This window comes from Sphingomonas sp. Leaf10, assembly GCF_001421245.1.
Taxonomy (GTDB): Bacteria; Pseudomonadota; Alphaproteobacteria; order Sphingomonadales; family Sphingomonadaceae; genus Sphingomonas.
Map to the genome: position 1 here is coordinate 1 of NZ_LMKE01000002.1, position 25,070 is coordinate 25,070.

At 67.4% G+C, this 25,070-nt stretch carries 26 protein-coding genes and 1 tRNA gene; 16 read left to right on the top strand and 11 right to left on the bottom strand.

Annotated elements, in window-relative coordinates; all coding sequences use genetic code 11:
* Nucleotides 1-67: 67 nt before the first annotated feature.
* Nucleotides 68-907: an S-formylglutathione hydrolase gene (fghA, locus tag ASE59_RS04670; RefSeq protein ID WP_056452902.1), complete on the bottom strand. Its 840-nt coding sequence runs from the start codon at nt 905-907 to the stop codon at nt 68-70.
* Nucleotides 908-1,012: 105 nt separating this feature from the next.
* Here fghA and ASE59_RS04675 point away from each other — a divergent pair, with 105 nt between their 5' ends.
* A complete protein-coding gene (locus tag ASE59_RS04675; RefSeq protein WP_056452905.1) occupies nt 1,013-1,561 on the top strand; it encodes a pseudouridine synthase in 549 nt (182 codons plus the stop codon).
* Nucleotides 1,562-1,855: 294 nt separating this feature from the next.
* On the opposite strand, the gene ASE59_RS04680 is transcribed toward ASE59_RS04675, so the two are convergent.
* Nucleotides 1,856-3,286 (bottom strand): sigma-54-dependent transcriptional regulator, encoded by a 1,431-nt coding sequence (locus tag ASE59_RS04680; RefSeq protein WP_056452908.1) that lies wholly within the window; start codon nt 3,284-3,286, stop codon nt 1,856-1,858.
* A 166-nt stretch (nt 3,287-3,452) separates the two neighbouring features.
* On the opposite strand from ASE59_RS04680, the gene ASE59_RS18980 reads away from it, so the two are divergent.
* From ASE59_RS18980 to ASE59_RS04710, 7 genes are all read left to right on the top strand, one after another.
* Nucleotides 3,453-3,578: an aa3-type cytochrome c oxidase subunit IV gene (locus ASE59_RS18980; protein WP_082458099.1), complete on the top strand. Its 126-nt coding sequence runs from the start codon at nt 3,453-3,455 to the stop codon at nt 3,576-3,578.
* Between the two features lies 1 nt (nt 3,579).
* Nucleotides 3,580-4,707 (top strand): Re/Si-specific NAD(P)(+) transhydrogenase subunit alpha, encoded by a 1,128-nt coding sequence (locus tag ASE59_RS04685; protein WP_056452910.1) that lies wholly within the window; start codon nt 3,580-3,582, stop codon nt 4,705-4,707.
* An 18-nt stretch (nt 4,708-4,725) separates the two neighbouring features.
* Nucleotides 4,726-5,094: a PH domain-containing protein gene (locus ASE59_RS04690; protein WP_056452913.1), complete on the top strand. Its 369-nt coding sequence runs from the start codon at nt 4,726-4,728 to the stop codon at nt 5,092-5,094.
* A gap of 137 nt (nt 5,095-5,231) precedes the next feature.
* Nucleotides 5,232-5,558: an endonuclease domain-containing protein gene (locus ASE59_RS18985; protein ID WP_235515655.1), complete on the top strand. Its 327-nt coding sequence runs from the start codon at nt 5,232-5,234 to the stop codon at nt 5,556-5,558.
* 10 nt (nt 5,559-5,568) lie between these two features.
* Entirely contained in the window at nt 5,569-5,847 is a 279-nt protein-coding gene (locus ASE59_RS04700; RefSeq protein WP_055757824.1) for an NAD(P) transhydrogenase subunit alpha, read from the top strand.
* Between the two features lie 5 nt (nt 5,848-5,852).
* Nucleotides 5,853-7,364 (top strand): NAD(P)(+) transhydrogenase (Re/Si-specific) subunit beta, encoded by a 1,512-nt coding sequence (locus ASE59_RS04705; protein WP_056452919.1) that lies wholly within the window; start codon nt 5,853-5,855, stop codon nt 7,362-7,364.
* Between the two features lie 9 nt (nt 7,365-7,373).
* Nucleotides 7,374-8,360 (top strand): winged helix DNA-binding protein, encoded by a 987-nt coding sequence (locus ASE59_RS04710; RefSeq protein ID WP_056452922.1) that lies wholly within the window; start codon nt 7,374-7,376, stop codon nt 8,358-8,360.
* On the opposite strand, the gene ASE59_RS04715 is transcribed toward ASE59_RS04710, so the two are convergent.
* From ASE59_RS04715 to ASE59_RS04735, 5 genes are all read right to left on the bottom strand, one after another.
* Nucleotides 8,318-9,955: a methyl-accepting chemotaxis protein gene (locus ASE59_RS04715; protein WP_235515644.1), complete on the bottom strand. Its 1,638-nt coding sequence runs from the start codon at nt 9,953-9,955 to the stop codon at nt 8,318-8,320. The two genes, ASE59_RS04710 and ASE59_RS04715, sit on opposite strands and share 43 nt — an antisense overlap.
* Nucleotides 9,945-10,256, bottom strand: coding sequence for a hypothetical protein (locus tag ASE59_RS04720; protein WP_056452927.1), 312 nt, complete (start codon nt 10,254-10,256; stop codon nt 9,945-9,947). The genes ASE59_RS04715 and ASE59_RS04720 overlap by 11 nt, the downstream gene beginning before the upstream one ends.
* A gap of 177 nt (nt 10,257-10,433) precedes the next feature.
* A tRNA-Val gene (locus tag ASE59_RS04725) sits at nt 10,434-10,509 on the bottom strand.
* Between the two features lie 70 nt (nt 10,510-10,579).
* Nucleotides 10,580-12,448 carry an acyltransferase family protein gene (locus ASE59_RS04730; protein ID WP_056452931.1) on the bottom strand — a complete coding sequence of 623 codons (1,869 nt, stop codon included), beginning with the start codon at nt 12,446-12,448 and terminating at the stop codon, nt 10,580-10,582.
* A gap of 86 nt (nt 12,449-12,534) precedes the next feature.
* Nucleotides 12,535-14,214, bottom strand: a complete 1,680-nt coding sequence (locus tag ASE59_RS04735) for a peptide MFS transporter (RefSeq protein WP_056452934.1) — start codon at nt 14,212-14,214, stop codon at nt 12,535-12,537.
* Nucleotides 14,215-14,345: 131 nt separating this feature from the next.
* Between ASE59_RS04735 and ASE59_RS04740 the strand changes: the two genes are divergently transcribed.
* The 3 genes from ASE59_RS04740 (at nt 14,346) to ASE59_RS04750 (ending at nt 15,665) form a co-directional block, all read left to right on the top strand.
* Nucleotides 14,346-14,924 carry a nitroreductase gene (locus tag ASE59_RS04740; protein WP_056452937.1) on the top strand — a complete coding sequence of 193 codons (579 nt, stop codon included), beginning with the start codon at nt 14,346-14,348 and terminating at the stop codon, nt 14,922-14,924.
* Nucleotides 14,925-14,963: 39 nt separating this feature from the next.
* On the top strand, nt 14,964-15,323 hold the full coding sequence (locus ASE59_RS04745) for a GntR family transcriptional regulator (RefSeq protein WP_056452940.1): 360 nt from the start codon (nt 14,964-14,966) through the stop codon (nt 15,321-15,323).
* Between the two features lie 144 nt (nt 15,324-15,467).
* A complete protein-coding gene (locus tag ASE59_RS04750) occupies nt 15,468-15,665 on the top strand; it encodes a hypothetical protein (RefSeq protein WP_056452943.1) in 198 nt (65 codons plus the stop codon).
* A 1-nt stretch (nt 15,666) separates the two neighbouring features.
* Here ASE59_RS04750 and rsmI read toward each other — a convergent pair whose 3' ends face one another.
* On the bottom strand, nt 15,667-16,503 hold the full coding sequence (gene rsmI / locus ASE59_RS04755; RefSeq protein WP_056452946.1) for a 16S rRNA (cytidine(1402)-2'-O)-methyltransferase: 837 nt from the start codon (nt 16,501-16,503) through the stop codon (nt 15,667-15,669).
* A gap of 13 nt (nt 16,504-16,516) precedes the next feature.
* Between rsmI and ASE59_RS04760 the strand changes: the two genes are divergently transcribed.
* On the top strand, nt 16,517-17,716 hold the full coding sequence (locus tag ASE59_RS04760) for a penicillin-binding protein activator (RefSeq protein WP_056452949.1): 1,200 nt from the start codon (nt 16,517-16,519) through the stop codon (nt 17,714-17,716).
* Nucleotides 17,717-17,887: 171 nt separating this feature from the next.
* Here ASE59_RS04760 and ASE59_RS04765 read toward each other — a convergent pair whose 3' ends face one another.
* Nucleotides 17,888-18,703 carry an LD-carboxypeptidase gene (locus ASE59_RS04765; RefSeq protein WP_056452952.1) on the bottom strand — a complete coding sequence of 272 codons (816 nt, stop codon included), beginning with the start codon at nt 18,701-18,703 and terminating at the stop codon, nt 17,888-17,890.
* Nucleotides 18,704-18,751: 48 nt separating this feature from the next.
* On the opposite strand from ASE59_RS04765, the gene ASE59_RS04770 reads away from it, so the two are divergent.
* The 3 genes from ASE59_RS04770 (at nt 18,752) to ASE59_RS04780 (ending at nt 22,174) form a co-directional block, all read left to right on the top strand.
* Nucleotides 18,752-20,143 (top strand): glutamate ligase domain-containing protein, encoded by a 1,392-nt coding sequence (locus ASE59_RS04770; RefSeq protein WP_056452955.1) that lies wholly within the window; start codon nt 18,752-18,754, stop codon nt 20,141-20,143.
* A 268-nt stretch (nt 20,144-20,411) separates the two neighbouring features.
* Nucleotides 20,412-21,761 carry an MFS transporter gene (locus ASE59_RS04775; protein WP_056452956.1) on the top strand — a complete coding sequence of 450 codons (1,350 nt, stop codon included), beginning with the start codon at nt 20,412-20,414 and terminating at the stop codon, nt 21,759-21,761.
* A 74-nt stretch (nt 21,762-21,835) separates the two neighbouring features.
* Nucleotides 21,836-22,174 carry a DUF3060 domain-containing protein gene (locus tag ASE59_RS04780; RefSeq protein ID WP_056452959.1) on the top strand — a complete coding sequence of 113 codons (339 nt, stop codon included), beginning with the start codon at nt 21,836-21,838 and terminating at the stop codon, nt 22,172-22,174.
* Nucleotides 22,175-22,180: 6 nt separating this feature from the next.
* Here the strand turns inward: ASE59_RS04780 and ASE59_RS04785 are convergent, their stop codons facing one another.
* Complete coding sequence (locus tag ASE59_RS04785; protein WP_056452962.1) at nt 22,181-23,110, bottom strand: ROK family protein; 930 nt, start codon at nt 23,108-23,110, stop codon at nt 22,181-22,183.
* Nucleotides 23,111-23,328: 218 nt separating this feature from the next.
* On the opposite strand from ASE59_RS04785, the gene ASE59_RS04790 reads away from it, so the two are divergent.
* Nucleotides 23,329-23,700 (top strand): hypothetical protein, encoded by a 372-nt coding sequence (locus tag ASE59_RS04790; RefSeq protein WP_056452965.1) that lies wholly within the window; start codon nt 23,329-23,331, stop codon nt 23,698-23,700.
* On the opposite strand, the gene ASE59_RS04795 is transcribed toward ASE59_RS04790, so the two are convergent.
* Nucleotides 23,697-24,893: an ROK family transcriptional regulator gene (locus ASE59_RS04795; RefSeq protein ID WP_056452968.1), complete on the bottom strand. Its 1,197-nt coding sequence runs from the start codon at nt 24,891-24,893 to the stop codon at nt 23,697-23,699. The two genes, ASE59_RS04790 and ASE59_RS04795, sit on opposite strands and share 4 nt — an antisense overlap.
* Between the last annotated feature and the right edge of the window lie 177 nt (nt 24,894-25,070).

Sequence of the window (25,070 nt, forward strand, 5' to 3'; positions counted from 1 at the left end):
CGGGAACAGACAAGAATCCAAAATGCTGCCGGTGTAAACAGTCCCCCCTGTCAGGGAGGGGCTTGCGTTATTTCAACCGCAGCCCATGCCAGCGGACATGATCGGCCATGAAGGTCGAGATGAAGTGATAGCTATGGTCGTACCCCGGCTGCATCCGGAGCGTGCAGTCGATCCCCACATCGGCACACGCCTTTGCCAGCAACTCGGGCCGTAGCTGCTCGCGCAGAAAATTGTCGGCATCCCCCTGATCGACCAGAATTTCCTTCACCCGCGCGCCGTCCTCGATCATCGCGACCACATCCGCCGCGCGCCATGCCGAGCGGTCGTTGCCGAGATACCCGCCCAGCGCCTTGTGCCCCCATGGCACCTGCGACGGGGCGACGATCGGCGCGAAGGCCGAGACCGATCGGAAACGGTCGGGATTGCGAAGCGCGATAGTCAGCGCGCCATGCCCGCCCATCGAATGGCCGGTGATCGATTGGCGGCTGCAATCGAGCATCGGAAACTCGGCGGTGATCAGCGCGGGCAGCTCATCCTCGATATAGGAGCGCATCCGGTATTGCTTCGCCCACGGGTTCTCGGTCGCATCGACATAGAAGCCGGCGCCCAGCCCGAAATCCCACGCCCCCTCGGGATCGTCCGGCACCCCCTCGCCACGCGGCGAGGTGTCGGGGGCGATGAAGGCGATCCCGGCGTCGGCGCACGCCGCGCGATACTCGCCCTTGTCGGTGACGTTGGCGTGGGTGCAGGTCAGCCCCGACAGATACCACAGCACCGGCGCGCGCTGTCCGGGCTCCAGCGGCGGCACGAACACCGAGAAGGTCATCGTCGTGCCCGTCGCGGTCGATTCGTGCGAATATACGCCCTGCGTACCGCCATGGGCGCGAGCGGTCGAAACGGTCTTCATGGGGGCTTCTCCACCGATGGTCGCGAACGGCTATAGGGGAGGGACGGTTGGCGGCGATAGTCGGTTCCCCTCGACAGTGCGGGGCGGATCGCCGACAGGGGCGGCATGGCGCGGCTGATCCTGCTCAACAAACCGTATGGCGTGCTGTCGCAATTCACCGATCGCGGGACCGACGGCGCGCGCGCGACGCTGTCGGACCATGTCGCGGTGCCCGGCGTCTATCCGGCGGGGCGGCTCGACCGCGATAGCGAAGGGCTTTTGCTGCTGACCGATGACGGCGGCTTGCAGGCGCGTATCGCCGATCCGCGGTTCAAATTGGCGAAAACCTATATGGTTCAGGTGGAGGGGGCGCGCGACGACGCGGCGCTCGATCGGCTGCGGCGCGGGGTAACGCTGAACGACGGACCGACGCGGCCCGCGGAGGTCGCCGCGATCGACCCGCCCGAATTATGGGAGCGGGTGCCGCCGGTCCGCTTTCGCAAGACCGTGCCCGATCACTGGCTGTCGATCACCATTCGCGAAGGGCGCAACCGGCAGGTGCGGCGGATGACGGCGGCGGTCGGCCTGCCGACGCTGCGGCTGGTGCGGTGGCGGGTCGGGGAGTGGACGGTCGAGGGGATCGCGCCGGGGGAGTGGCGGGAGATGGTGGCCTAGAGGGGATCGACATTCAATGACGGCTTGCCCTCTCCCCTCCCTGACTAGGGAGGGGTCGGGGGTGGGTCGGTCCGCGAGGGAGCGTTAGGCCAGCCCCAAACCTACCCACCCCCAACCCCTCCCTTGTCAGGGAGAGGAGCGACCCGGCTGACCCATCGGCTGAATGTCGATCGGCCCTAGAGCGGATCGACGCTGGTGGCTCCTTCGACGCGGCGCGGCACTGGAGCGACGCAATGTCGATTGGCGCCAGATCCTTGCCTTTGTCGAGCCAGGCTTGCGAAATAGCCCCCAATCTCACGCCGCGCTCTGATCGATCCCCAGTTCGCCCAGCTTGCGATACAGCGTCGAACGCCCGATCCCCAGCCGCCGGGCGACTTCGGTCATGCGGCCGCGATAATGGCCGATGGCGAGGCGGATGACGTCGGCCTCGATCTCTTCCAGCATCCGCAGATTGCCGTCGGGGCGGAACAACGTCACCCCGCCCGCCATGTCGTGGCGCGGGACCAGCGTCACCGGCGGCGGCGCCTCGCCCTGTGCGATCTGGGCGATCTGCGGGAAATCGCCACGGGTCAGCGCGTCGCCCTCGCACAGCACCGCCGCACGGAACAGCGCGTTCTGCAACTGGCGGACATTGCCCGGCCAGCCATAGCTTTCGAGCAGCGCGATGGCGTCGTCGGTGATGCCCAGCTGCCGCAGCCCCGGCTGCTGCGCGATCCGTGCCAGCAGGTGGCGGGCCAGTGCCGGAATGTCGCCGCGCCGGTCGCGCAGCGGCGGGATCGTCACCTGCACGACGTTCAGCCGGTAATACAGATCCTCGCGGAACCGGCCGGCTTCGACCTCGGCCATCAGCGTCTTGTTGGTCGCGGCGATCACGCGGACATCGACCTCGCGCGTCGAGCGTGCGCCGACCGACTGGATCTCGCCCGATTGCAGCACGCGCAGCAGCTTCACCTGCGTCTCGAACGGCATCTCGCCGATCTCGTCGAGGAAGATGGTGCCGCCGTCCGCCTCCTGGAACCGGCCGGCCTTGCGTTCGAACGCGCCGGTGAACGCGCCCTTCTCATGGCCGAACAGCTCGCTTTCGACCAGATTGGCGGCGATCGCGCCGCAATTGACGCGGACCATCGGTTTGCGGGCGCGGGGGGAGGCGGCGTGGATCGCCTCGGCGACGACTTCCTTGCCGACGCCGCTCTCACCCTCGATCAGCACCGGCACGCGGGCGCGTGCCGCTTTCGCCGCGATCGCCAGCGCCGCGCGGAATTGCGGGGCCGATCCGACGATCTCGTCGAACGCCAGCGATGCCGACAGCTTTTCGGTGAGGGGGCGGAGTTCGCCGTCGCCACTCGCCCCCGCTGCCGCCTCCAGTGCGGCGAGCAGGCGTTCGGCGGCCAGCGGCTTGACCAGAAAGTCGCTGGCCCCGGCGCGCATCGCCGCGACCGCCCCGGCGACCGATTCGTTGGCGGTCAGCATCAGGATCGGCAGCATCGGCCGGGCAGTACGCAGATCGGCGATCAGCGCCAGCGCATCGGCATCGGGCGACCAATGGTCGAGCAGCACCGCATCGAGCGCCAGCCCGTCGGGCGTCTTCAGCATGGCGAGCGCCGCCGCTGCGTCGCTCGCGAATACCGTCCGCCAGCCGCGCCGCCCCGCGATCGCCGCGACCAACCGGCGCTGCGCCGGTTCGTCGTCGATCACCATCAGCACTCGCTGTCCGTCTCGCGTCATTGCTGTTTCCACGTCCCTGCCGTCCCGGATCGACACCGTCTTGCGCCAGCGGGCGTAAAGTTCGCCTTAAGACGGCAAGGAAAACTGTCAGGGGCGGTGCGGGGCTTGTTCTTGGTCCAACCTGCGTTAGAGTTGCCTGAACGAGACAGTATGGAGAGGTTCATCAATGGCGAGCGACGGTCACACCCCCGCCCATGCCGGGACGTATAACAGCTTCATCCGCTGGTTCACCTGGGGCACGATCATCTGTGCCGTGCTTGCCGCGTTCGTCATCTGGCTGATCGCGGGCTGAGATGCGCATCGCGGTCCTTGCCGAACAGGCCGCCGGCGAACGCCGGGTTGCCGCGACCCCGGAAACCGTCAAGAAGCTGATCGCGCTGGGCGCGACGGTCGCGCTCGAACGGGGGGCGGGGACCGGTGCGTCGATCGACGATGCCGCCTATGCCGCGATGGGCGCGACCGTTTCCGACCGGGCCGGGGCGATCGCCGATGCGGATATCCTGCTGGGCGTGGCGCCGCCTGTGCCGGACAGTCTGGCTGGGGCGAAGCGGGGGGCGTGGCTGGTCGCCGGGCTGAACCCCTTTGCCGACCGCGCGCGGATCGCGGGCTATGCCGTGCTGGGCGTCGAGGCGCTGGCGATGGAATGGATGCCACGCATCACCCGTGCCCAGTCGATGGACATCCTGTCGTCGCAGGCCAATCTGGCGGGGTATAAGGCGGTGCTGGATGCCGCGTCGGAATATGGTCGCGCCTTTCCGATGATGATGACGGCGGCCGGCACGATCAGCGCGGCGCGCGTGTTCGTGATGGGTGTGGGCGTGGCGGGCTTGCAGGCGATCGCGACCGCGCGGCGGCTGGGCGCGCAGGTCAGCGCCACCGACGTCCGTTCGGCGACGAAGGAACAGATCCTGTCGCTCGGCGCCAAGCCGATCTTTGTCGAGAAGGTGGCGGGGATCGAGGGCGAGGGTGCGGGCGGCTATGCCGGAGAGATGAGTGCGGAATATCAGGCGGCACAGGCCGAACTGGTCTCCGGTCACATCGCCAAACAGGACATCGTCATCACCACCGCGCTGATCCCCGGCAGGCCCGCGCCTCGCCTGATCACCGACACACAGGTTGCTTCGATGCGGCCGGGCAGCGTCATCGTCGACCTCGCGGTCGAACAGGGCGGCAATGTCGAGGGATCGGTCGCGGGCGAGGTCGTACAGCGTCACGGTGTCAACATCGTCGGCCATCGCAACGTCCCCAGCCGTCTGGCGGCGGACGCATCGGCACTCTTTGCGCGTAACCTTTACAACTTTCTGTCGGCCTATTGGGACAAGGATGCCGGTCGTCCCGTCCTGCCCCCCGACGACGAAGTGACCCAGGCGATCGTGCTCACCCGCGACGGCCAGGTCGTCCATCCGCGCCTGACCGACTGATTTGACAGGGGAAACGCCATGGGTTTGTTCAGCAGCCATGAAGTCGACCCGGCCGAAATCCGCGAGAAGTACGGCCACGCCCTGATCGGTGGCGAGGAAGTGCTGGCCGCGTTCCGCTCGCTGCGCGACACCGCCTTCCTGACGAATTACCGCTTCGTACTGGTCGACGTACAGGGGCTGACCGGTTCCAAGATATCGTTCCGCAGCGTCCCCTATCGCTCGATCCAGAGCTTTTCGGTCGAAAGCGCGGGGACGTTCGACCTCGACAGCGACCTGAAGCTGTGGGTGACCGGCGAGGCGATGCCGCTGTCGCTGAAGGTCAGCCGCAACGCCGATCCGGCGGCGATCCAGCGGCTGCTGGCGGAACTGGTGCTGGCGAAGCGGTGAGGGAAGGTGCCGCCCCTTTCCTCCCCGGCACGGGAAGGGGGACCGGCGCAGCCGGTGGAGGGGGGCTTTCACGCGAGTTACGTCCGGAGGTGGCGCTCGCTCGCTGCCTGCGCCGCGCCCTGTCTCCTCCCGAAGCCATGTTGTGGCAAAAGCTGCGGGGGCGCGAAACAGGCGCGAAGTTTCGTCGCCAGCATCCGGTCGGCCCCTATGTGGTCGACTTTTACTGCCGTGAAGCGCGGCTGATCGTTGAGATCGACGGTGAAGCACATGACCGTGCCGATCGTCCTGCGAGGGATGAAACCCGCCTGCGGTTCCTGCGCGAGCAGGGGTATCGCGTCGTTCGGATTGCCGCCCGCCGTGTGATCGCGGATGCCGGTGCGGTGGCCGACGCGATCGCGACGCTTGTGGCCCGCACCCTCCACCAGCCTGCTGCTGGTCCCCCTCCCCGTTCCGGGGAGGATTGAAAGGAGCATCATGGACTTCCTCTCGATCCTGTCGATCTTCGTCCTCGCCTGTTTCGTCGGCTATTATGTCGTGTGGTCGGTGACGCCGGCGTTGCACACGCCGTTGATGGCGGTCACCAACGCCATTTCCTCGGTCATCATCGTCGGCGCGCTGATCGCCGCCGCCGCCGCCGGGGTGCCGGGGGCGAAGTGGCTGGGGCTGTTGGGCGTCGTGCTGGCCAGCATCAATATCTTTGGCGGGTTCGCGGTGACCGAGCGGATGCTCGCCATGTACAAGAAGAAGGGGTGACGGGGATGCACGAGGCCGCACCGGTCAATCCATGGGTCGCCCTTGCCTATCTGGTGGCGGGGGTGTGCTTCATCCTTGCCCTTCGCGGCCTGTCGTCGCCCGCGACCAGCCGGCGGGGCAATCGCCTTGGCATGATCGGCATGGGGATCGCGGTGCTGACCACGATCCTGACCCATTTGCCAGGTTCGACCGAAGGCTGGACCGACGCATGCGAAGTCGGTGAACGACTATGCCCCGACGGATACCCAATCGACTGGGCCAGCGCCGCTGAAATCCTCGCCGCCATTGTGATCGGCGCCGTCATCGGCCTGACCACCGCGAAACGCATCGCGATGACCGCGATGCCGCAGCTGGTCGCCGCTTTCCACTCGCTGGTCGGCCTCGCTGCGGTGCTGGTCGGAGTCGCAGCCTATCTCAATCCTGCTGCGTTCGGCATTTCGTCGCTGGTCGTGCCGATGATCGGGGAGCCGTTCCAGGTCATCAATCCGATCAGCAAGGTCGAGATGGGGCTGGGCGTCGCGATCGGTGCGATCACCTTTTCCGGATCGGTCATCGCCTTCCTCAAACTGAACGGCAGTATGTCGGGCAAGCCGATCCTGCTGCCCGGTCGCCATGTCATCAACCTCGCCACGCTGGCCGCCATCTTGTTGCTGGTCGCGCAGTTCGCGCATTCGCAGGACGCATGGCCGTTCTGGGCGATTGTCGTCCTGTCGTTCGCGATCGGCTTCCTGCTGATCATCCCGATCGGCGGGGCGGACATGCCGGTCGTGGTGTCGATGCTCAACAGCTATTCGGGCTGGGCGGCGGCGGCGATGGGCTTCACGCTCGGCAATACCGCAATGATTATCACCGGTGCGCTTGTCGGATCGTCGGGCGCGATCCTCAGCTACATCATGTGCCGGGCGATGAACCGCAGCTTCATCAGCGTGATTGCCGGCGGTTTCGGCGCGACCGACAGTGGCGGTGCCGGCGCGACTGCCATCGACCGGCCGTGGAAGCGCGGTTCGGCCGAGGATGCCGCGTTCCTGATGCAACAGGCCGAACAAGTCATCATCGTTCCCGGATACGGCATGGCGGTGGCGCAGGCACAGCACGCGCTTAGGGAAATGGGTGACAAGCTCAAGGAACATGGCGTCCGCGTGAAATATGCGATCCATCCGGTCGCGGGGCGGATGCCGGGGCATATGAACGTGCTGCTCGCCGAAGCGAACGTGCCCTATGACGATGTGTTCGAACTGGAGGACATCAACTCCGAATTCGCGCAGACCGACGTCGCCTTCGTCATCGGCGCCAACGACGTGACCAACCCGGCGGCGAAGACCGACAAGACCTCGCCCATCTATGGCATGCCGGTGCTCGACGTCGAAAAGGCGAAGACGGTGCTGTTCATCAAGCGATCGATGGGTGGCGTCGGTTATGCCGGGGTCGACAACGAAGTTTTCTACCGCGATAACACCATGATGTTGCTGGCCGATGCCAAGAAGATGGTCGAGGAGATCGTCAAGGCCATGGACTGACGCGGTTCGTTGCTCCATCGCAACGGTTGCGACGCGGCGTGCGTCGCCGAGGCGAAGGGGCAGGCGGTGACGGGTTTCGAAGGATTTGAGCGGCAATCGACGGCAACGCGGCGGGCGGTGATCGTCGCCGACGATGCGCTGGCGGCGGCTGATGCGCAGGCGGCGGCGGGTCATGCCGGGGTCGCGGTCGCGGCGACGATCGGCTTTGCCGGGCTGGCGCAGGCGCTGGACGACATCACCCATACCGACCTGTTGCTGGTCGACGCGACCGGCGTCGCCATCGGGACGCTCGACGGCGCGCTGCCGTTGCTGGCGGCACGAGCGGAGCGCGACCGGGCGCAACTGGTGGTCAGCTTCGGCGTGGAGGCGATCGACATGGTGTCGCTGCATCTCCTCGGCGGACCCGCGACGCTGTTGTGCGAGGCGCGGCCCGAGGAACGGATCGCGGCGATCGTGCTGGGCACGGGCAGCGGTGCGGGGTTCAGCGCGGCCGAACGCGACGCCGAACGGCTGCGGCGGCTGAATGCCGAGGTTGCGCGTATCGCCGAGGCACTGGCCAAGCTCGCCCGCGACGGCGACACCGGCGATGGCGTACGCGACCGCACCGACGATTTCGTCGCGCCCGATGCCGGTGACGGGCCGGTGGCGGCGGTATCGGCGGCGACGGTGCGTGGCGCGATTCGGGCGCGACGGTTGCGCAACCAGTTCTTCGCCCCCGACCTGTTCGCCGATCCGGCGTGGGACATGCTGCTCGACCTGTTCGCCGCGCGGCTGGAGGGGGGCAATGTCTCGGTATCGAGCCTGTGCATCGCCTCCGCCGTGCCGCCGACTACCGCGCTGCGCTGGATCACGACGCTGACCGATGCCGGGCTGGTCGCGCGGCAGGAGGATCCGGCCGACAAGCGCCGCGCGTTCATCGTGCTGACCGCGCGCGGCGTCGCCGGGATGCAGGGCTATGCCGAGGCGGTGGCGCGGGCCGGGCTCGGCTGGGCCTGATCGGTGCGGAGGAAGGCGACGAACTGATCGGTCGACTGGCGCAGGTCGCCCGCGCTGCCAGCCAATTGACCGATACTGGCCCGCACCGCCGCCGATAGCGAAGACGCGGCGCTGGCGGCGGTGGCGACGGTTTCCAGCTGCTGTCCGGCCGCTGCCGCCGCCGCCGCGACGCGGGCGGCGCCGTCGTCAACCGCGCGCGAACTGACGCTCTGATCGCGCACTGCGGCGGCGATGCCTGCGGCGGCGGCCGCGACCTCCTCGATCGACTGGTGCACCGATCGCAGCTTGTCGCTGGTATCGGCGACGCCACCGCGAATGCCGCCGATCAGCGCGCTGATTCGGTCGCTGGCCCGGCGGGTATCGGCCGACAGCGCCTTCACCTCGCTCGCGACGACCGCAAAGCCGCGACCGGCTTCCCCGGCGCGGGCAGCCTCGATGGTGGCGTTCAGTGCCAGCAGGTTCGTTTTCGACGCGATGGCGCGGATATCGGCCAGAAATCCTTCGATCTGGACCGCCTGTTTCTCCAGCATTTCGACGGTCCGCACGCTGCGCGCCGCCTGCCCGCTGGCCGTGCCGGTCAGGTCGTCCTGCTGTTCCGCCGCCGCGGCGATGGTCCAGATCGACGCCGACAGATCACGGATCGATGCGGCGACCGATGCAAGATCCTCGGTCGCCTGATGGGCGCCGACCGAAGCCTCCACCGCTTCCGACTGTGCCAGTCCGGTCGCGTCCTCCAGTCGTTTGGTTGCGCCCTCCAGCTGGTGGGTCGTGTCGCTGACGCTGCGGACGACGGTCGTCACCGATCGTTCGAACTGCCGTGCCAGCTCCACCAGCTCGCGGTGCCGATCGTCGGCGATGCGCACGGCCTGTTCCTCGCGCCGCCGCCGCTGTTCGGCGGCATCCTGTTCGGCGGCCCGCGCGAGGCGCATCGCCTCTTCGGTACGGCGCTGCCCGTCGGCGGCAGCCTTGGCTAGCTCGCGCGCGCGCAGCACCGCACGATCCTGCGTTTCGAACAATCGACACAGCTGGATGGTCAGCACCGTCAGCGTCCCGAATTGCAGCCCGACCGCAACGACATGGAACGCGATGCGCCCGATATTGCCGTCGCCGGTGAACACATAGTCGGGGGCGAGCCATTCGAGCAGGACATGGTGCAGCGCCGTCAGCACCGTCGCCACCGCGATCGGTCGCCAGTCGGCCAGTACGACCAGCGCCGCCATGCCGACGAAGAAATACATATGCGCGTCCATCTGCCACGTATGGCCGCGCAGCAGGAATACCAGCATCGCCGGGATCGAACTCGCCAACGTGCCCATCAGCGTACGGGCGGTCGCGTCGTAACGCCCTTGCAAGGCGACCGTCGTCGGCACGAGGTTCAGCAGGACGCCGATCACGAACAGCGGCAGTGCGATCCCGCTGCCCATCATTGCATTGCCGATCAGCAGCAGGATCAGCGATACCCAACCGAGCAGCGCCCATGCCTTGATCCCATGGTAGCGCATCCGGTCGAGCGAGCTGAGATGACCGGCCGGTTCGTACAGGAACAACGCCTTCAGCCGCGCCGACATCGCCTTGTTTTGCGACCTATTCGCCACGAAGGTCGCTCCCGCAGGTCACGCCGGATGCGGCGAGGATCAGGATGGCGTGGCCGTGCCGCCACGTCACGATGTCCGCACGGTTGCCCGTTATCACCATCGAACCGGGCAGGGCGCCGGCACGCAGCAACGCCGCCCCGCCCGCCAGTGCGATCTTCGCGACTTCGCTGCGGCTGGACCCGTCGAGCGACACCAGCAGCATTCGCCCGCTGGCCGGCGGCCAGAAAGTGAAGGTCGCGAATGCTGCCGCAATGGCAACAGCCTGTAGGATCAACAGGAAAGGGGTGCGAATGTACCACATTCCGTTTCGTTACGGCCAAATCGTTAACGCGATATGTGAACCGATTGCGTTACCGCGACGGAAACGATGCGGATCGATGCTTCGGTACGATACGGGACCAACGGCCGGCGGGATTATCGAAGATACGGTATCCACCGGGGGGAGGGCGACGTCCGGCGTTCCGGTCGCTGCGGGCCGTGGTGGGCGCTGACGGGCTCGAACCGCCGACCCTCTCGGTGTAAACGAGATGCTCTACCAACTGAGCTAAGCGCCCCCGATCGGGGAGCGGCCGGCATACCGTGGTTTCGGCCAAGTGCAACAGGGTTTTCGCAGGTTCCGGTCGTTCAGCGGGTCGCAAACGGCAGTTCCGGGCGGATGCGCGCGATCATCAGCCGCGATCCGCGCGCAGTCAGATGGCCATAGTCGAACTGGATCGGGTTGCCGTCGTCGGTCCACAGCGTGCAGCGATCCGCCGGGCATAGTGCGCGATAGGTCGACACATAGCTGGCCCCGGTCGCCGGTACGCGCGCGGCGAATACCGCGTCCAGCCGCTGGCGCGGGGCGACGCGGTGGCGGGCGACGATCGCCGGGTCGCGGCGGTACAGCGCCTCGGCAAGGATACGGGGAAGGGCGCGGTCATATTCGGCGATCGGGCCGAAAACGACGACATGGTCGGCATGGCGCCGCAGCCGTGCGATCTGTCGTTGCAGCGCCGGCCAGTCGTCGTCGCGCCACAATGCCGACAGGATCACGGTGTCGACGCGGTGCTTCGGCAGGAAATCGTCGGTCATGTAACGCATCAGCGCGGTACAGCGCGCCTCGCCCACCGGATCGGCGACCGGGCGGCATCCCGAGGCATTGGCCTGCAACACGTTGATTCCGGGCAGCGCGGTCAGGCCACGATAGAAATGAGCGGCATGGCTGTCGCCGAGCAGCAGGACGTTGGGCCGGTCGGGCGACAGGCGCAGGCACCGGTCGCGATCGAACGTCGCGAAGCTGTCATGCGTGGTCAGGAAACATTGCCCGGCGCGCGAATTGGGGGCGCCGCGGTAGCGGACGAACTGCCCGATGCGTTCGACCTGCGCCGGGACCTGCCAATAGGCACGCGCCACCAGCGGCATCGCGAGGACGAGGGCCAGCGTCGCCAGCATCGCCGCGACCCCGATCAGGACGGCGCGGCTGGGCGCGATCGCCGGATCACGCCGGCGGAAGGGCTGTTCGATCCACCGCCACGAAATCGCCGCGACCACCAGCGACAGCAGCAGGAACGCCGCCGATCCGGTAAGCGATTTGATCTCGCGCAGCTGCCCGCCCAGCACCCAAAGCGGCCAGTGCCAAAGGTAGAGCGAATAGGAAATCCGGCCGACGAACCGCGCTGGCGCAGGGCCGAGGGCCCGCCCGACCAGAGTCTGCCCGGCGATACCCGACCAGATCAGGCAGGCGGCGCCGATACAGGCCGGCGCGGCGGCCAGCCCCGGAAACACGCTGTCGCCGGTGAGCAGCAAGATGCTGCCGACGATCAGCGCCACGCCGACCACCGCGACCAGTTCCGCGACGCCGCGATGCCGCACCGCCGGCACCATGCCGAGCGCGAGCGCCGCGCCGATCATCAACTCCCATGCGCGATACTGGACGAGGTAGAAGGCAGCGGACGCATCGTCGGCGACCCGCCACTGCGCCAATGCCAGCGATGCGACCAGCATGACGACGACCAGCGGCTTCAGCGCGGCGCGGAACCGGGGATAGGCCAATGCCAGCAGCGGCGGGAAGAACAGGTAGAATTGCTCCTCGACCGAGATCGACCAGGTGTGGAGCAGCGCGTTGAACCGCGAGGCCGTATCGAAATAATCGGTGCCGAGGTAGAAATAGACGTTCGAGACGAACAGGATCGACGCGGTCGCATTCTTTGCCTGTTGCGCGGTCTCGGCCGGGAACAACAGCACGAACGACGCCAGCAGCACCGCGACATAGACCGCGATCAGCGCAGGAAAGATGCGCCGTACCCGCCGTTCGTAGAATTGCCAGAGCGAGAAGCGCTCGGCCTGCACCTCGCCGTGCACGATGCCGGTGATGAGATAGCCCGAAATGACGAAGAAGATGTCGACCCCGACGAACCCGCCGGGGACGAACTTCGCAAAGCCGCAGTGAAAGGCGACGACCAGCAGCGCGGCGACCGCGCGCAGCCCGTCGATGTCGTCGCGATACCGGATCATCGGGTGCGGCTAGCACGCATCCGACGTTGCCGCATCCCGGTACAACGCGGAACGGTCGCTACGAACCGTCCCGCGTTGCGACCGCGTCAGCGCTGTTCCTTCCACACGTCGACGCCCGCCGCCTTCGGCTCGCCGATCGCCGCCTCGCCCGCCAGGCTGTGGTCGACATCGTCCTTCAGCGTGTCGAGGTGCATCCACCGCTTCACGATCGGCGACAGTAGCAGCACGACCACGCCGATGCCGATCGTCCACAGGCCGATGGTGGTATAGACGGCGAGCGTGCCTTCCTTGGTCATTTCGCCGTCATGGCCGCCGGTCGCCTCGCCAATCTTGCCCGCGACGAAATTGCCGACCGCCGTCATGTAGAACCACGCACCCATGATGAGCGAGGCGAGGTGCTTGGGGGCCAGCCGGTTCATCGCCGACAGCCCGACCGGCGACAGGCACAGCTCGCCCGTGGTCTGGAAGAAATAGAACAGGAAGACGAACGCGACCGGCGTCGCGACTTCCGGTCCGACGCTGTTCGCGCCCCAGACAAAGGCGAGGAAGGCAAGTCCGACCTGCATCAGCGCCAGCGCGAACTTGGCAGGTGCCGACGGCTCGCGCCCGCGCTTGGCGAGGAACGCCCAGATGCCGGCAAAGATCGCGCCCAAGAGGATGATGTAGATCGAGTTGATCGACTGGAACAGCGCCGCCGGCACCCCGCCGCGATCGACGAAGCGGTCGGTATAGAGGTTGAAGCTGCCACCCGCCTGTTCGAACAGGCCCCAGAAGATCGGGTTGAGCGCGATCAGGAAAAGGATGGCGAACATCCGGTCGCGCGCATGGGGTTCCAGCTTGAACGCTTCGAACAGCACATAGCCGAGCAGCCCGACGCCCGAGATGATGAGCAGCGTCTGGATCACGTCCTGATACTGGATCAGGCCCCACATCACGAGCGTCGCCAGCAGTCCGGTGCCGTAGAGCAGCCATTCGAACGGCATGCCGGCCACGCGCCGCTTGAGCGCCGCCGGATCGGGTGCCTCGCCCTTGCCACCGAGCAGCCCCTTGCCGACCACGAACACCAGCAGGCCCGCGACCATGCCGATGCCGGCGAGGCCGAAGCCGAACGCCCAGCCGATCGTCTGTCCTAGATAGCCGACGAGGATCGACCCTGCCGCACCGCCCAGGTTAATGCCGATATAGAAGACGGTGTAGGCGGAATCGCGGCGGATATCGGTCAGCTTGTAGAGCTGTCCGACCATCACCGAGATATTGGCCTTCAGGAAGCCCGATCCGACGATGATGAGCGCGAGCGCCAGCCAGAAGACGTTGATCGCGGGATCGGCCTGTTTGACGGCGGCGTCGGTGACGCCCTCCAACCCCTCGAACGCCATGAACAGATGGCCGAAGGCGAGCAGGACACCGCCGAACAGCACGGCTTTACGCTGTCCTAGATAACGGTCGGCGAGATAGCCGCCCAGCACCGGCGTGATATAGACCAGCGCGGTATAGCCGCCATAGATCAGGTTCGCCTTGCCGTCGCTGAACAGCCAATGCTGCGTCAGGTAGAAGATCAGGATGGCGCGCATCCCGTAATAGGAAAACCGCTCCCACATCTCCGCGAAGAACAGCATGTACAGGCCGCGCGGGTGGCCGGCGAATTCGGGTTTGCGGCTGAACCCCACCGCCAAGCCGCCCGCGAGGAACGCGGCGAGGATGAAGGTCGCGATCGCCGCGATCCAGTCGGCCTCGTTCCATAGTGCAAAAGCCTTGAATTCAGGCACGCTGTCGCCCCTTGTCTCTGGGTATCCTGATCAGGCTGCTACGCGCCCGTCTCCTGTCGCCAATTCGTAACGCAAGAAACGGCAATGCCAAGCGCATTGTGCGGACGCGGGCGGCGCCCTACGTCCCGGCGATGACCTTCAACGACCGTTCGACGCTGCTCAGCCACCTCAAAACCCGCCGTTCGGGCAAGCCGCGCGACATGGTCGCGCCCGGACCGAGCGACGCCGAGATCGACGACATGATCGCCATTGCCGCACGCACACCCGACCATGGCAAGCTGTCGCCATGGCGGTTCGTGGTGATCCCGCGCGACCGGCGCGCGGCGTTCGCGGCGTTGCTGCGCGGAGCCTATGCCGACGAAAATCCCGACGCGACCGAACCGCAACTCGAAGCATGCGACCGGTTCGCGCAGGAGGGGCAGGCGCTGATCGTCGTTCTGTCGTCGCCGGTCGAAAGCCACATCCCGCTATGGGAGCAGCGGATGTCGACGGGGGCGGCGACGATGAACCTGCTCCACGCCGCGCACGCCATGGGCTATGTCGCCAGCTGGCTGACCGGCTGGGCGGCGTTCAGCCCCCGCGTCCGCGACGCCTTCGGCTCTGCCGACGAAGCGATTGCCGGGTTCGTCTATATCGGGTCGCCGGGTCGCCCCCTCGACGAACGGCCGCGTCCCGATCTGGCGCGCGTTCGTACGGTTTGGGCCGGCTGAACCGATGGACTTTCCCGGCCATTGCTGTATTAAGTCAGCATGACAGCGATCGACCATGAGGACACGCCCGTCTATCTTCGCCTGCGCGCGCTGATCGCGGCGGCGATCCTGCGCGGGGAATATCGGGCGGGGGACCAACTGCCCTCGGTCCGCGCTTTTGCCGCCGAACATGGCGCCAATCCGCTGACCGTGGCCAAGGCGTATCAGACATTTCAGGACGATGGCTATGTCGAGGTGCGGCGCGGCGTCGGTATGTTCGTACTGCCGGGCGCGGTCGAGCGGCTACGTGTCGCCGAGCGTGAACGGTTCCTGACCGGACACTGGCCGCGCATCCGCGCACATATCGTGCTGCTGGGACTTGACGCGCACAGCCTGCTGGACGAACGGACCCACGCGTAACCGGGATTGCGGCGGACCGGTTCGTCACACTGTCCGACCGTGGCACAATGTCCGGAACCTTTGGTGGCTTCGTCGATTTTCCCGCACCTTCGACACGGAACTGCGCGGCAGTGGTGGCGTTCCCTTTTCATCAGGGAGAATGCCATGGAACGAGCCGTCCAATTCCATACGCGTGTGCCGCTTTACGCGCTTCATGGGCGCAATAGCTGCCCCAGCTGCGGCGCTTCGCAATGGTTTGTCGGACGGATCATCGCCGAATGCGCCTGTTGCGGCGACACGCTGCCGATCAATGCCGCCGTCCGCCCGCTGCAGACGCAGGCGTTCGGCACGATCGCCGCCTGATTCACTCCCCCTTCAACGCCATCGCCCGCGCATAGAGTTTGCGCCGGTCCAGCCCCAGCGCCTTGGCGACCTCGCCCGCCGCCTTCGATGCGGGCAGCCGGGTCAGCGCCTCGCGCAGCGCGCTGTCGGCGTCGGCTTCGGTCGCCGGGGGCGGGGCGCCGGGCGGAGCGACCACGATCACGATTTCCCCCCTAGGGGGTGCCTCGGCATACCGCGCGGCGAGTGTCGACAAGGTGCCGGTGACGCATTCCTCGAACTTCTTGGTGATCTCGCGCGCCACGCCCGCGTCGCGGTCGCCCAGCCCCTCGGCCAGCGCCGCCAGCGTCGCCGACAGGCGCGGGCCGCTTTCGTACAGGACCAGCGTCGCGCGGATGGCGGCGATTTCGGCGATCGATTCGGCGCGGGCATGGGCCTTGGGCGGCAGGAAGCCGGCGAACAGGAATCGGTCGGTCGGCAGCCCGGCCAGCGTCAGCGCCGCCACCGCCGCGCAGGGGCCGGGAATCGTCACCACCGCATGTCCCGCCGCGCGCGCATCGCGGACCAGCTTGTAGCCGGGATCGGAAATCAGCGGCGTGCCGGCGTCCGACACCAGCGCCACCGCTTCGGATGCCAGGCGCGCGATCAGGCCGGGGCGCATCCCCTCCGCATTATGGTCGTGATAGGGGATCATCGGCCGCTTGACGCCGATATGGCGGAGCAGCCCGGCGGTCACCCGGCTGTCCTCCACCGCGATGATGTCGGCACGGGACAAAATATCGGCGGCGCGCGGACTTAGGTCTGCGAGATTGCCGATCGGGGTCGCGACGATGTAGAGGCCGGGGGCAAGTTTTTCGGTCATCAGGGATAGGGTCATGGCAGACACGATAGCGCCCCGGCAATGGCGGCACCATTTCGCGCGCGCCACGGCGCTGCTGGGCGCGGCATTGCTGGCGGGTTGCGCCACGCTGGTGCCCAAGGGGCCGGTCGAACAGGCGCCGCCTGTGACCACCCGCCCGCAACCGACTCGGCCCGCGCCGGTGACCGGCGGCATCCCCGAGGATACGCAGCGTCACCGCGTCGCGCTGCTGGTGCCGATGACCGGTCCCAATGGCGGCGTCGGCCGCTCGATCGCCAATGCGACGCAACTGGCGCTGCTCGACACGCGCAGCGAACGGGTGCGAATCACCACCTATGATACCGCGACCGGTGCCGCCGCCGCCGCGCAGCGCGCCATCGCCGAGGGCAACCGCCTGATCCTCGGGCCGCTGCTCGCCGACGACGTCCGTGCGGTCGCGCCGATCGCACGCGGTGCGAAGGTGCCGGTCATCAGCTATTCGAACGACGTGTCGGTCGCGGGCAATGGCGCCTATCTGCTGGGCTACACGCCCGCCCAGTCGATCGAGCGCGTGGTCGGCTTCGCGCGGACCAGCGGGATCAGCAAGTTCGCCGGGCTGGTACCGGCGGGCGTCTATGGCCAGCGCGCCTCGACCAGCTTTCTGCGGGCCGTCGAACAGGCGGGCGGGCAGGTCGTGTCGATCCAGACCTATGATCGCGGCAGTGGGCAGGTCGCCGCCGCCGTCACCCGCCTGTCGCGCACCTCGCCCTATGAAGCGGTGCTGATCGCCGATCAGGCCGGCACCGCGGCGCTGGCGGTGCCGGCGATCCGCAAGTCGCCCAGCCGCAGCGCGAAGGTACTGGGTACCGAGCTGTGGAATACCGAGACCGGCCTCGGGTCGATGACGGCGCTCAACGGCGCTTGGTATGCGAGCGTCTCTAACACCCTCTACCGCCAGTTCGCGACCAAATATCGCTCGCGCTTCAACGCCGCGCCGTACCGGCTGTCGAGTCTGGGCTATGATTCGGTGCTGCTGACGGTGCGGATTGCCCGCGACTGGCCGATCGGCCGCGACTTTCCCGAAAGCCGCCTGCGCGGCGAGGACGGCTTTGCCGGGCTGGACGGCGCATTCCGCTTCGGCCGCGACGGCATCGCCGAACGCGCGCTGGAGGTACAGGAGGTGCGCACCGGCGGCGCGGTGACGGTCAGCCCCGCCCCGCGGACGTTCGGGGGGTAGTACGTCCCGCCTAGCGGCTGCCGCAGGACTTCATTCGATCGCGTTAGCCGGAACCGTGCGTCATCCCAGCGAAGGCTGGGATCTTCCGGTTATGGAACGGGACAAGAGCCGCTTGAGGCCCCAGCCTTCGCTGGGGCGACGTTCAATCGCGTCCTATAAAGCCGGTGCCGCTCACGCCACCCCAAACGGCACCACCATATTTTCGGCATAATGCCCGACCCGCGCCCGCCCCAGATACGGCACGCCCATCGCCCCGGCCCATCGCGTCACGATCTGCTCCTCGGTCTCGCCGAAGCCGGTGTCGTCGGGGCTGCGATCGGTCACCGCGCCGAGGCGAATGCCGGCGATGCCCTTCAGCTGCGTCGCCTCGCTCAATTGCCAGAACAGCCGGTCGATCCGGTACAGGTCTTCGCCGACCTCCTCGACGATCACGACATGGTCGGTCAGGTCGGGCAGCCACGGCGTGCCGATCAGCGCGCACAGGATCACGAGGTTGAAGGCCACGGTCGGCCTTCCGTCGAGTTCGGGGGCGAGCACCGAACGGTCGCGGTTCACCAGCCATGCGAGCGACCGCGCCGCGCTGTTGGTGCCGCCCGCCTTGCCGACCTGCGCCGCCATCGGTCCGTGCACCGGCCGGCCGATCCGCCGGGCATAGAGCGCGCCCAGCAGAAACCCCATGTCGGAGAAGCCGACATAGCTTTTCGCCGCCGCCGCGCGGTTCAGCTGCGGCATGACCATGTCGAGGATGCGGTTCGACCCATAGCCGCCGCGCGCGAACCAGATCGCGTCGAAGCCCGGATCGTTGGCCAATTCGAGGAAGGCGGCCGCGCGCTGTTCGTCGGTGCCGGCGAAATGCCCGGCGTCGAGAAAACATTGCGGATGCACCACCAGATCGACCGAGGGGTAGGTCAGCGCGGCATAGCCCTGTGTCCGCGCCATCTGCTCCTCATCCACGCGCCGCGCCGGGGCCACCACACCGATCCGCATCCTGCAACCCCGCTTGCCACTGAAGGACAAGGTCGATAGCCCCGCGCGATGCTGTACGGCAAATCCTTCTTCCTCGTCGGGATCGGCGGTTCGGGCATGTTGCCGCTCGCCATGATCCTTGCCGGGCGCGGCGCGACCGTGGCCGGATCGGACCGCTCGCTCGACCAGGCGAGCCTGCCCGCCAAGTTCGACGCGCTGCGCGCCGCCGGCATCGCGCTGTTCCCTCAAGATGGCAGCGGCATCGTGTCGGCCGACCAGATCGTGGTCGCCTCCGCCGCGATCGAGCCGACCGTCGCCGATATCGTCGCGGCGGACGCGGTCGGGGCGACACGGATGGGCCGCGCCGAGCTGCTCGCGCAACTGTTCAACGCCGCGCCGCTGTCGATCGGGGTGGCGGGGACCAGCGGCAAGTCGACCGTGACCGGCATGATCGGCTATGTGCTGCACGCGCTGGGGCGCGATCCGACCGTCATGAACGGTGCGGTGATGAAGGATTTCGTCGCCGCCGACCGCCCGTTCGCCAGCGCGCTGGTCGGGCAGGGCGATGCGTTCGTCAGCGAGGTCGACGAAAGCGACGGGTCGATCGCCCATTACCGCCCGCAGGTCGCGGTGCTGAACAATGTCAGCCTCGACCACAAGACGCTGGCGGAATTGCGCGACCTGTTCGGCGGCTTTGCCGACCGCGCCGGCCATGTCGTCGTCAACGTCGGCGATTGCGAGGCGGCGGCGCTGGCGGCGGCGGTGCCGGCCGCCAAGCGCACGACCTTCGCGGTCGAGCGCGATGCCGATCTTTCGGCGAGGGCGCTGGTCCTCGACCCCTTTGCCAGCCGGTTCGAACTGGTGGCGGGCGGGGCGGTCCACGACGTGCGGCTGGCGGTGCCGGGGCGGCATAACGTCGCCAACGCACTGGCCGCGATCGGTGCAGTTGTCGCCGCCGGGGTGTCGATCGCCGATGCGGTCGCGGCGATCGCCGGTTTCTCCGGCCTGAAGCGCCGCTTCGAACTGGTGGGTACGGCGCGCGGCGTCAGTGTCATCGACGATTTCGGGCATAATCCCGACAAGATCGCCGCGACCATCGCCACGCTGCGCACCCAGCCGGGGCGGTTGCTGCTGTTCTTCCAGCCGCATGGCTATGGCCCGCTGAAGGTCATGCGCCGCGAACTGGTGACGATGTTCGCGCGCGCGCTCGGTCCCGACGACCTGCTGGTGCTGCCCGATCCGGTCTATCGCGGCGGCACGGTGACGCGCGAAGTCACCAGCGCCGACATCGTCAGCGACCTGACCGTGCAGGGCGCCCCCGCGCGCCACATTCCCGACCGCGCGGCGGCGGCGGCGCATCTGGTGGCGCAGGCGCGCGACGGCGATCGCATCGTGGTGATGGGTGCGCGCGACGATACGCTGTCCGAACTGGCGTCGCGGATGCTGGGGATGTTGGGGTAGGGCGCGACGACGGAACAAAACGTTCGTCCTGAGTAGCCGCTGAGCCTGTCGAAGCGGCGTATCGAAGGACCGTAGTCGCGTGGTGCTTCGATACGGGTCTTCGACTTCGCTCAGCCCCTACTCAGCACGAACGGGTGATTTGATGACTGGCAGATCGTTCGTGGTCGATAGCCGGCACTGCTCAATCTTGACATTCCCCCCGCCCTCGGCGAGCGCATCAATACCATAAACAAATAGTCGAATTAGTCCGACTAAGGGGAGCGCCGCATTGGCCGACAGACAGGCGGGTTCCGCCACCACCGGGCTGGCATTCGCCGCCGTCACGACCCTGTTCTTCGCCTGGGGGTTCATCACCTCGCTGATCGATCCGCTGGTCGCGGCGGTGAAGGGTATCTTCACCCTGACCGATTTCGAGGCGCAGCTGGCGGCGTCGGCGTTCTTCCTTGCTTACGGCCTCATCTCGATGCCGGCCGCGATCCTGCTTGGTCGGCTGCGCGCGGTGCCGTCGATCCTGTTCGCGCTGGTGACGATGATTGTCGGCTGCCTGACGATGCTGGTCGCGGCGAACCTCGCGGTGTTTCCGCTGGTGCTGCTCGGCCTGTTCATCCTTGCCGCCGGCATCACTGTGTTGCAGGTCGCGGCGAACCCGCTGGCGGCGGCGCTGGGCGATCCGAAGCTCAGCCATTTCCGCCTGACGCTCAGCCAGACGTTCAACTCGTTCGGTACCTTTCTTGGGCCGCTGCTCGGGGCCAGCCTGTTCCTCGAAGGGGTCGAGGTGAAGGACGGCACGGTACTGACGCAAGCGGTACGCGCCGGTGCGCTCGCCGGCATCGACCGCGCCTATTTCTGGATCGCGGGGCTGATCGCGGCGCTGGCGGTGTTCTTTTTCTTCAGCCGCCGGGTCGTGTCGGCCGCCGTGCCGGAAGCACCCGCCAAGGTGCCGGCGCCGGGCGCGCTGCTCGCCGACGCCTTTTCGTCGCGCTGGGCGCTGCTCGGCGCGAGCGCGATCTTCCTCTATGTCGGCGCCGAAGTCGCGATCGGGACGCAGATGGCGCTGTTCCTCAACGCCGACAGCGTCTGGGGTGCGTCCAACGCGCCGTTCGGCGTGCCGCTGCTGGGCTTCGCGATGGGCAGCGACGGCGTGACCGGCGTGTCGCTCCAGGAAGCGGGCAAGGCCGTCGCCTTCTATTGGGGCGGGGCGATGGTCGGTCGCGCGATCGGATCGGTGCTGCTGTCGAAGGTGAAGGCGTGGAAACTGCTCGCGCTGTTCACCGCCATCGCGGTCGGCATGTGCCTGTATGTCGCGGGCGTCGGTGGCGTCACCGCCGGTTTCGTCGCGCTGTCGATGGGGCTGTTCAACTCGATCATGTTCCCGGTCATCTTCACCCTGACTCTCGAACGCTCGACCGCCAGCGAGGCGGCGACCTCCGGGTTGCTATGCACCGCGATCTTCGGCGGGGCGGTGATCCCGCCGGTCGTGGGGCTGGTGTCGGGTGCGGTCGGCCATGGGCCGGCGTTCCTCGTGCCGGCGCTGTGCTATGCGGCGCTGTGTGTGTTTGCGGCCGCCGCCGGGCGGACCGCGACGCGCAACGTCGCTTCGGCGAAGAGCCTGCACTGATCGGCGCAGCGGCGGCTTGGTTTCCGGCCGCCGCCTGGCGTACCCTGTCGTTCCGAACCGAACGGGAGAATAGCATGACCGTCGTCAGAACCGCCCTGATCCTCTCCGCCCTCGCGCTGCCGGCCGCCCTGTCGGCACAGGCGCGCTACGAAGGGGCGGGCGCGACGCAGGAACTCGACTGCGATGGCGGCACCGCGACCATCGAAGGGGCCAGCAACACCATCCGCGTAACCGGGCGCTGCTCGGCGCTGGTGATCGAAGGGGCGGGCAACCGCGTCGAGGTCGACCTGGCGCCCAAGGGCAGCGTGCGCATTTCCGGCGCGAGCAACATCGTCACCTACCGCACCGCTGATAACAGCAAGGCCCGGATCAACGTCGCCGGCGCCGGCAATCGCGTATCGATGGCGAAGTAGCGGCGGTTACGCCGCGACCCGCGCCCGCAACGCGTTCTGCGCCAGTGCGATCGACCCCAGCGGTCCCGCCTGATCGCCGAGCGCCGGTGCGACGACATAGTCGCGCGCCGGCAATGGCAGATAGCCGTTGATGCTCGCCCGGAGCGCCGGCTCGATCCGCGCCAGCAGATGCGGCTGTTTGTTCATGACCCCGCCACCGATCGCGATCCGTTTGGGGCCGGTGGTGCACACCATTGCATGGCACATCGCGACGATCGCCGCCTCGGCGCGGTCCCACACCGGATGGTCGGCCGACAGCGTCGAAACATGGACGTCGCCCAGCGCCGCCTTGATCCCCGTGCCCGATGCCAGCCCCTCGACGCAATCGTCGTGGAAGGGGCAGCCGCTCGGCAACGTATCGCCGGGCAGGCGCGGGGTGCGCAGATGGCCGATCTCGGCATGGCCGATGCCGCGCGTCGGCTGGCCGTTGACCAGCAACCCCACGCCGACGCCAGTGCCGATCGTCACATAGGCGAAATCGTCCAGTCCCTGCGCACAACCCCACCGGGTTTCGGCAAAGGCGGCGCTGTTGACGTCGGTATCGAACGCGTGCGGCACATCGAACATCGCCGACAGCCGCCCGGCAACGTCGGTCATCGGCCAGTCGGGCTTGGTCGTGGCGAGGATATGGCCCCAGGTCGGCGAGGCGGGGTCGAGATCGACCGGACCGAAGCTCGCGATGCCGAGTGCGGCAAAGCCCGTCGTGTCCCACCAACGCTGCAACACCGCCGCGATGGCGGGCAGGGTGATGTCAGGATGCTCGGTCGGTACCGTTTCCTGCGCGATGATCCGGTCCGGGCCATGCGCCAGCGTGCACACGCACTTGGTACCACCCAGTTCGATCCCGGCCAGCGGCAGATCACTCCGGTCGCGCGCCGCCGCTGGATCGAAAGCCATATTCATCCCCGAAAACCCTATCACAGGTGAAAGTGCTGCCAGCGTCGCAGGCTTCGTGCCGAAGTGCAATTGGTAAATTCGGTTTATTTATTCAAAATCCGGACAATCGGATATGGGTCGGACAAGCAGCGCATCCGATTTCGTATAACTTCGACCCTACGCTAACCTGACGTCAATCACGACCATGCCAAACCGGCTCGCTGGAAATGGAGTCAGCGATGCAGGCGAATGCAAAGGGCGTGGCGGCGGGTGCCGGGGGACGGTTCGAGCTGGCCTTCGCCGCGCAGTTCAAGGGCGGCGCGTCGCAGCCCGCGTCCGCCCTGCCGCCGCCCGATATCCGCGACATGACCCCGCGCGAAATGGCCGATTACGGCTTTCGCCTGTTCGGGGAAGGCGCGATCGACATCCATACGCTGCACCGCTTCCGCCGCGAACTGATCGCGACGGCCGGCACGCCCGCCGCCGACATCAAGATGGATTTCGCGGCACAGGCGCGCGATCGGCTGGCGCATCTCGACGAGGTGTTCGAACCGAAATCGTCGACCTCCTATCGCTCACTGCGCCGCCTGCTCGACTTCGCCCGGTCCTAAACCGTCTCCTCCGCCTTCCACAGCGCGGTGGCGCTCGGCAGCAGGAAGTGGCTGAACGGCAGGATCGCCGCGCCGACCGCCGGGGCATCCTCCGCCAGCATCGCGCGGCGCACCGGGGCCAGCGCCGGGACATTGGTCGCCGCAACCCGCAACCGTTCGTTCAGCCGCTCGGCTAGCGTTTCGACATGCCGCCCCGGCAACCGCCCGCCGACGAAGATCGCCGCCGGGTTGATAAGGCAGTTGATCGCGATCATCGGTTCGACCAGCCGGTCGACCGACGCTCCGATCCAGTCATCGATCACCGCCAGCAGCTTCGCATCATCGCCCCGCGCGCCGCGGATGTCGCCCAGCGTGAACCCTGCGCGCTGCAACGGATGCAACAGGCCCGACAGCGACACGGTATGCTGGATCTGGGTCTGCCCGCCCTTGCCGTCGCTGCCCAGCAGGAAGCCGAGCTCGCCCGACCGCCCCTTGGCGCCCCGGAAATAGCTGCCGTCGATCACCAGCCCGCCGCCCAGCGCCGAGGAGATCAGGACATAGAAGAAGCTCGCCTGATGCTGGCCGTGTCCCAGCTGCAACTCGCCCATCGCCGCTGCCGCCGCGTCATTCTCGACGAACACCGGCCGGTCGATCGGTGCCGCGAACAGCGCGGCCATGTCGACGCTTTCCCATTCGGCATAGCTGGCCGGCCGGCCGGGCAGGTCGACGGTGCCGAGATCGTCAGGGCGCGCCACGCCGATGCCGACGATGCGCTCGGCATCGATCCGGGCTTCGGCGACCAGCCCGGCAATGACCGACCGATAGAAATCGGCGACCTCGCCCGGCAGCGCGAAATCGACGTCGCGGGTGGCCCGCGCCAGCGTCTGTCCGGTAAAGTCGACCAGCACGATCGTCACGTGATCGCGGTCGATATTGATGCCGATCGCGTAGCAGGCGGCGGGATTGACCACCAGCTTGGTCGGCGGCTGCCCGCGCCCGCCGCGCCGCTGCCCGGCCTCGAGGATCAGCCCTTCCCCCAGCAACCGGCGGGTGATGTTGGCGATCGCGGGCGGGGTCAGCCCGGTGATGTTGGCCAGATCGATACGGGTCAGCGACCCCGACACCCGGATGGCGTGCAGCGTGATCCGCTGGTTATGGTCGGCGGCACGTTCGAGGTTGGTCCCCGACAGGCGGATCGGCGCACGATCGGTCACGCGCGAAGGTCCCGGGCGGGTAGGGGGCAGGACACGCAATATCTCCCAATCACGGCGGCGCCGTTCGTTCTTTTGTCAGAGCGTGGACCAGTGGACAGGCCAGTTCAATCGGAAAGCGTGTTGGCGAAACCCGGTATGTGCCATTGACAACGTTGTCGGAATCGGCGAACGCCGGAT

What these genes read in the sequence shown, in the direction of transcription:
- rsmI (WP_056452946.1), bottom strand. Translation starts at nt 16,503, where the DNA reads ATGACCGAAAAACTTGCCCCCGGCCTCTACATCGTCGCGACCCCGATC.
- ASE59_RS04700 (WP_055757824.1), top strand. Translation starts at nt 5,569, where the DNA reads ATGGACTTCCTCTCGATCCTGTCGATCTTCGTCCTCGCCTGTTTCGTC.
- ASE59_RS04690 (WP_056452913.1), top strand. Translation starts at nt 4,726, where the DNA reads ATGGGTTTGTTCAGCAGCCATGAAGTCGACCCGGCCGAAATCCGCGAG.
- ASE59_RS04765 (WP_056452952.1), bottom strand. Translation starts at nt 18,703, where the DNA reads ATGCGGATCGGTGTGGTGGCCCCGGCGCGGCGCGTGGATGAGGAGCAG.
- ASE59_RS04785 (WP_056452962.1), bottom strand. Translation starts at nt 23,110, where the DNA reads ATGGCTTTCGATCCAGCGGCGGCGCGCGACCGGAGTGATCTGCCGCTG.
- ASE59_RS04760 (WP_056452949.1), top strand. Translation starts at nt 16,517, where the DNA reads ATGGCAGACACGATAGCGCCCCGGCAATGGCGGCACCATTTCGCGCGC.
- ASE59_RS04680 (WP_056452908.1), bottom strand. Translation starts at nt 3,286, where the DNA reads ATGACGCGAGACGGACAGCGAGTGCTGATGGTGATCGACGACGAACCG.
- ASE59_RS18980 (WP_082458099.1), top strand. Translation starts at nt 3,453, where the DNA reads ATGGCGAGCGACGGTCACACCCCCGCCCATGCCGGGACGTATAACAGC.
- ASE59_RS04790 (WP_056452965.1), top strand. Translation starts at nt 23,329, where the DNA reads ATGCAGGCGAATGCAAAGGGCGTGGCGGCGGGTGCCGGGGGACGGTTC.
- ASE59_RS04730 (WP_056452931.1), bottom strand. Translation starts at nt 12,448, where the DNA reads ATGATCCGGTATCGCGACGACATCGACGGGCTGCGCGCGGTCGCCGCG.
- ASE59_RS04720 (WP_056452927.1), bottom strand. Translation starts at nt 10,256, where the DNA reads ATGTGGTACATTCGCACCCCTTTCCTGTTGATCCTACAGGCTGTTGCC.
- ASE59_RS04770 (WP_056452955.1), top strand. Translation starts at nt 18,752, where the DNA reads ATGCTGTACGGCAAATCCTTCTTCCTCGTCGGGATCGGCGGTTCGGGC.
- ASE59_RS18985 (WP_235515655.1), top strand. Translation starts at nt 5,232, where the DNA reads ATGTTGTGGCAAAAGCTGCGGGGGCGCGAAACAGGCGCGAAGTTTCGT.
- fghA (WP_056452902.1), bottom strand. Translation starts at nt 907, where the DNA reads ATGAAGACCGTTTCGACCGCTCGCGCCCATGGCGGTACGCAGGGCGTA.
- ASE59_RS04745 (WP_056452940.1), top strand. Translation starts at nt 14,964, where the DNA reads ATGACAGCGATCGACCATGAGGACACGCCCGTCTATCTTCGCCTGCGC.
- ASE59_RS04750 (WP_056452943.1), top strand. Translation starts at nt 15,468, where the DNA reads ATGGAACGAGCCGTCCAATTCCATACGCGTGTGCCGCTTTACGCGCTT.
- ASE59_RS04705 (WP_056452919.1), top strand. Translation starts at nt 5,853, where the DNA reads ATGCACGAGGCCGCACCGGTCAATCCATGGGTCGCCCTTGCCTATCTG.
- ASE59_RS04685 (WP_056452910.1), top strand. Translation starts at nt 3,580, where the DNA reads ATGCGCATCGCGGTCCTTGCCGAACAGGCCGCCGGCGAACGCCGGGTT.
- ASE59_RS04740 (WP_056452937.1), top strand. Translation starts at nt 14,346, where the DNA reads ATGACCTTCAACGACCGTTCGACGCTGCTCAGCCACCTCAAAACCCGC.
- ASE59_RS04675 (WP_056452905.1), top strand. Translation starts at nt 1,013, where the DNA reads ATGGCGCGGCTGATCCTGCTCAACAAACCGTATGGCGTGCTGTCGCAA.
- ASE59_RS04780 (WP_056452959.1), top strand. Translation starts at nt 21,836, where the DNA reads ATGACCGTCGTCAGAACCGCCCTGATCCTCTCCGCCCTCGCGCTGCCG.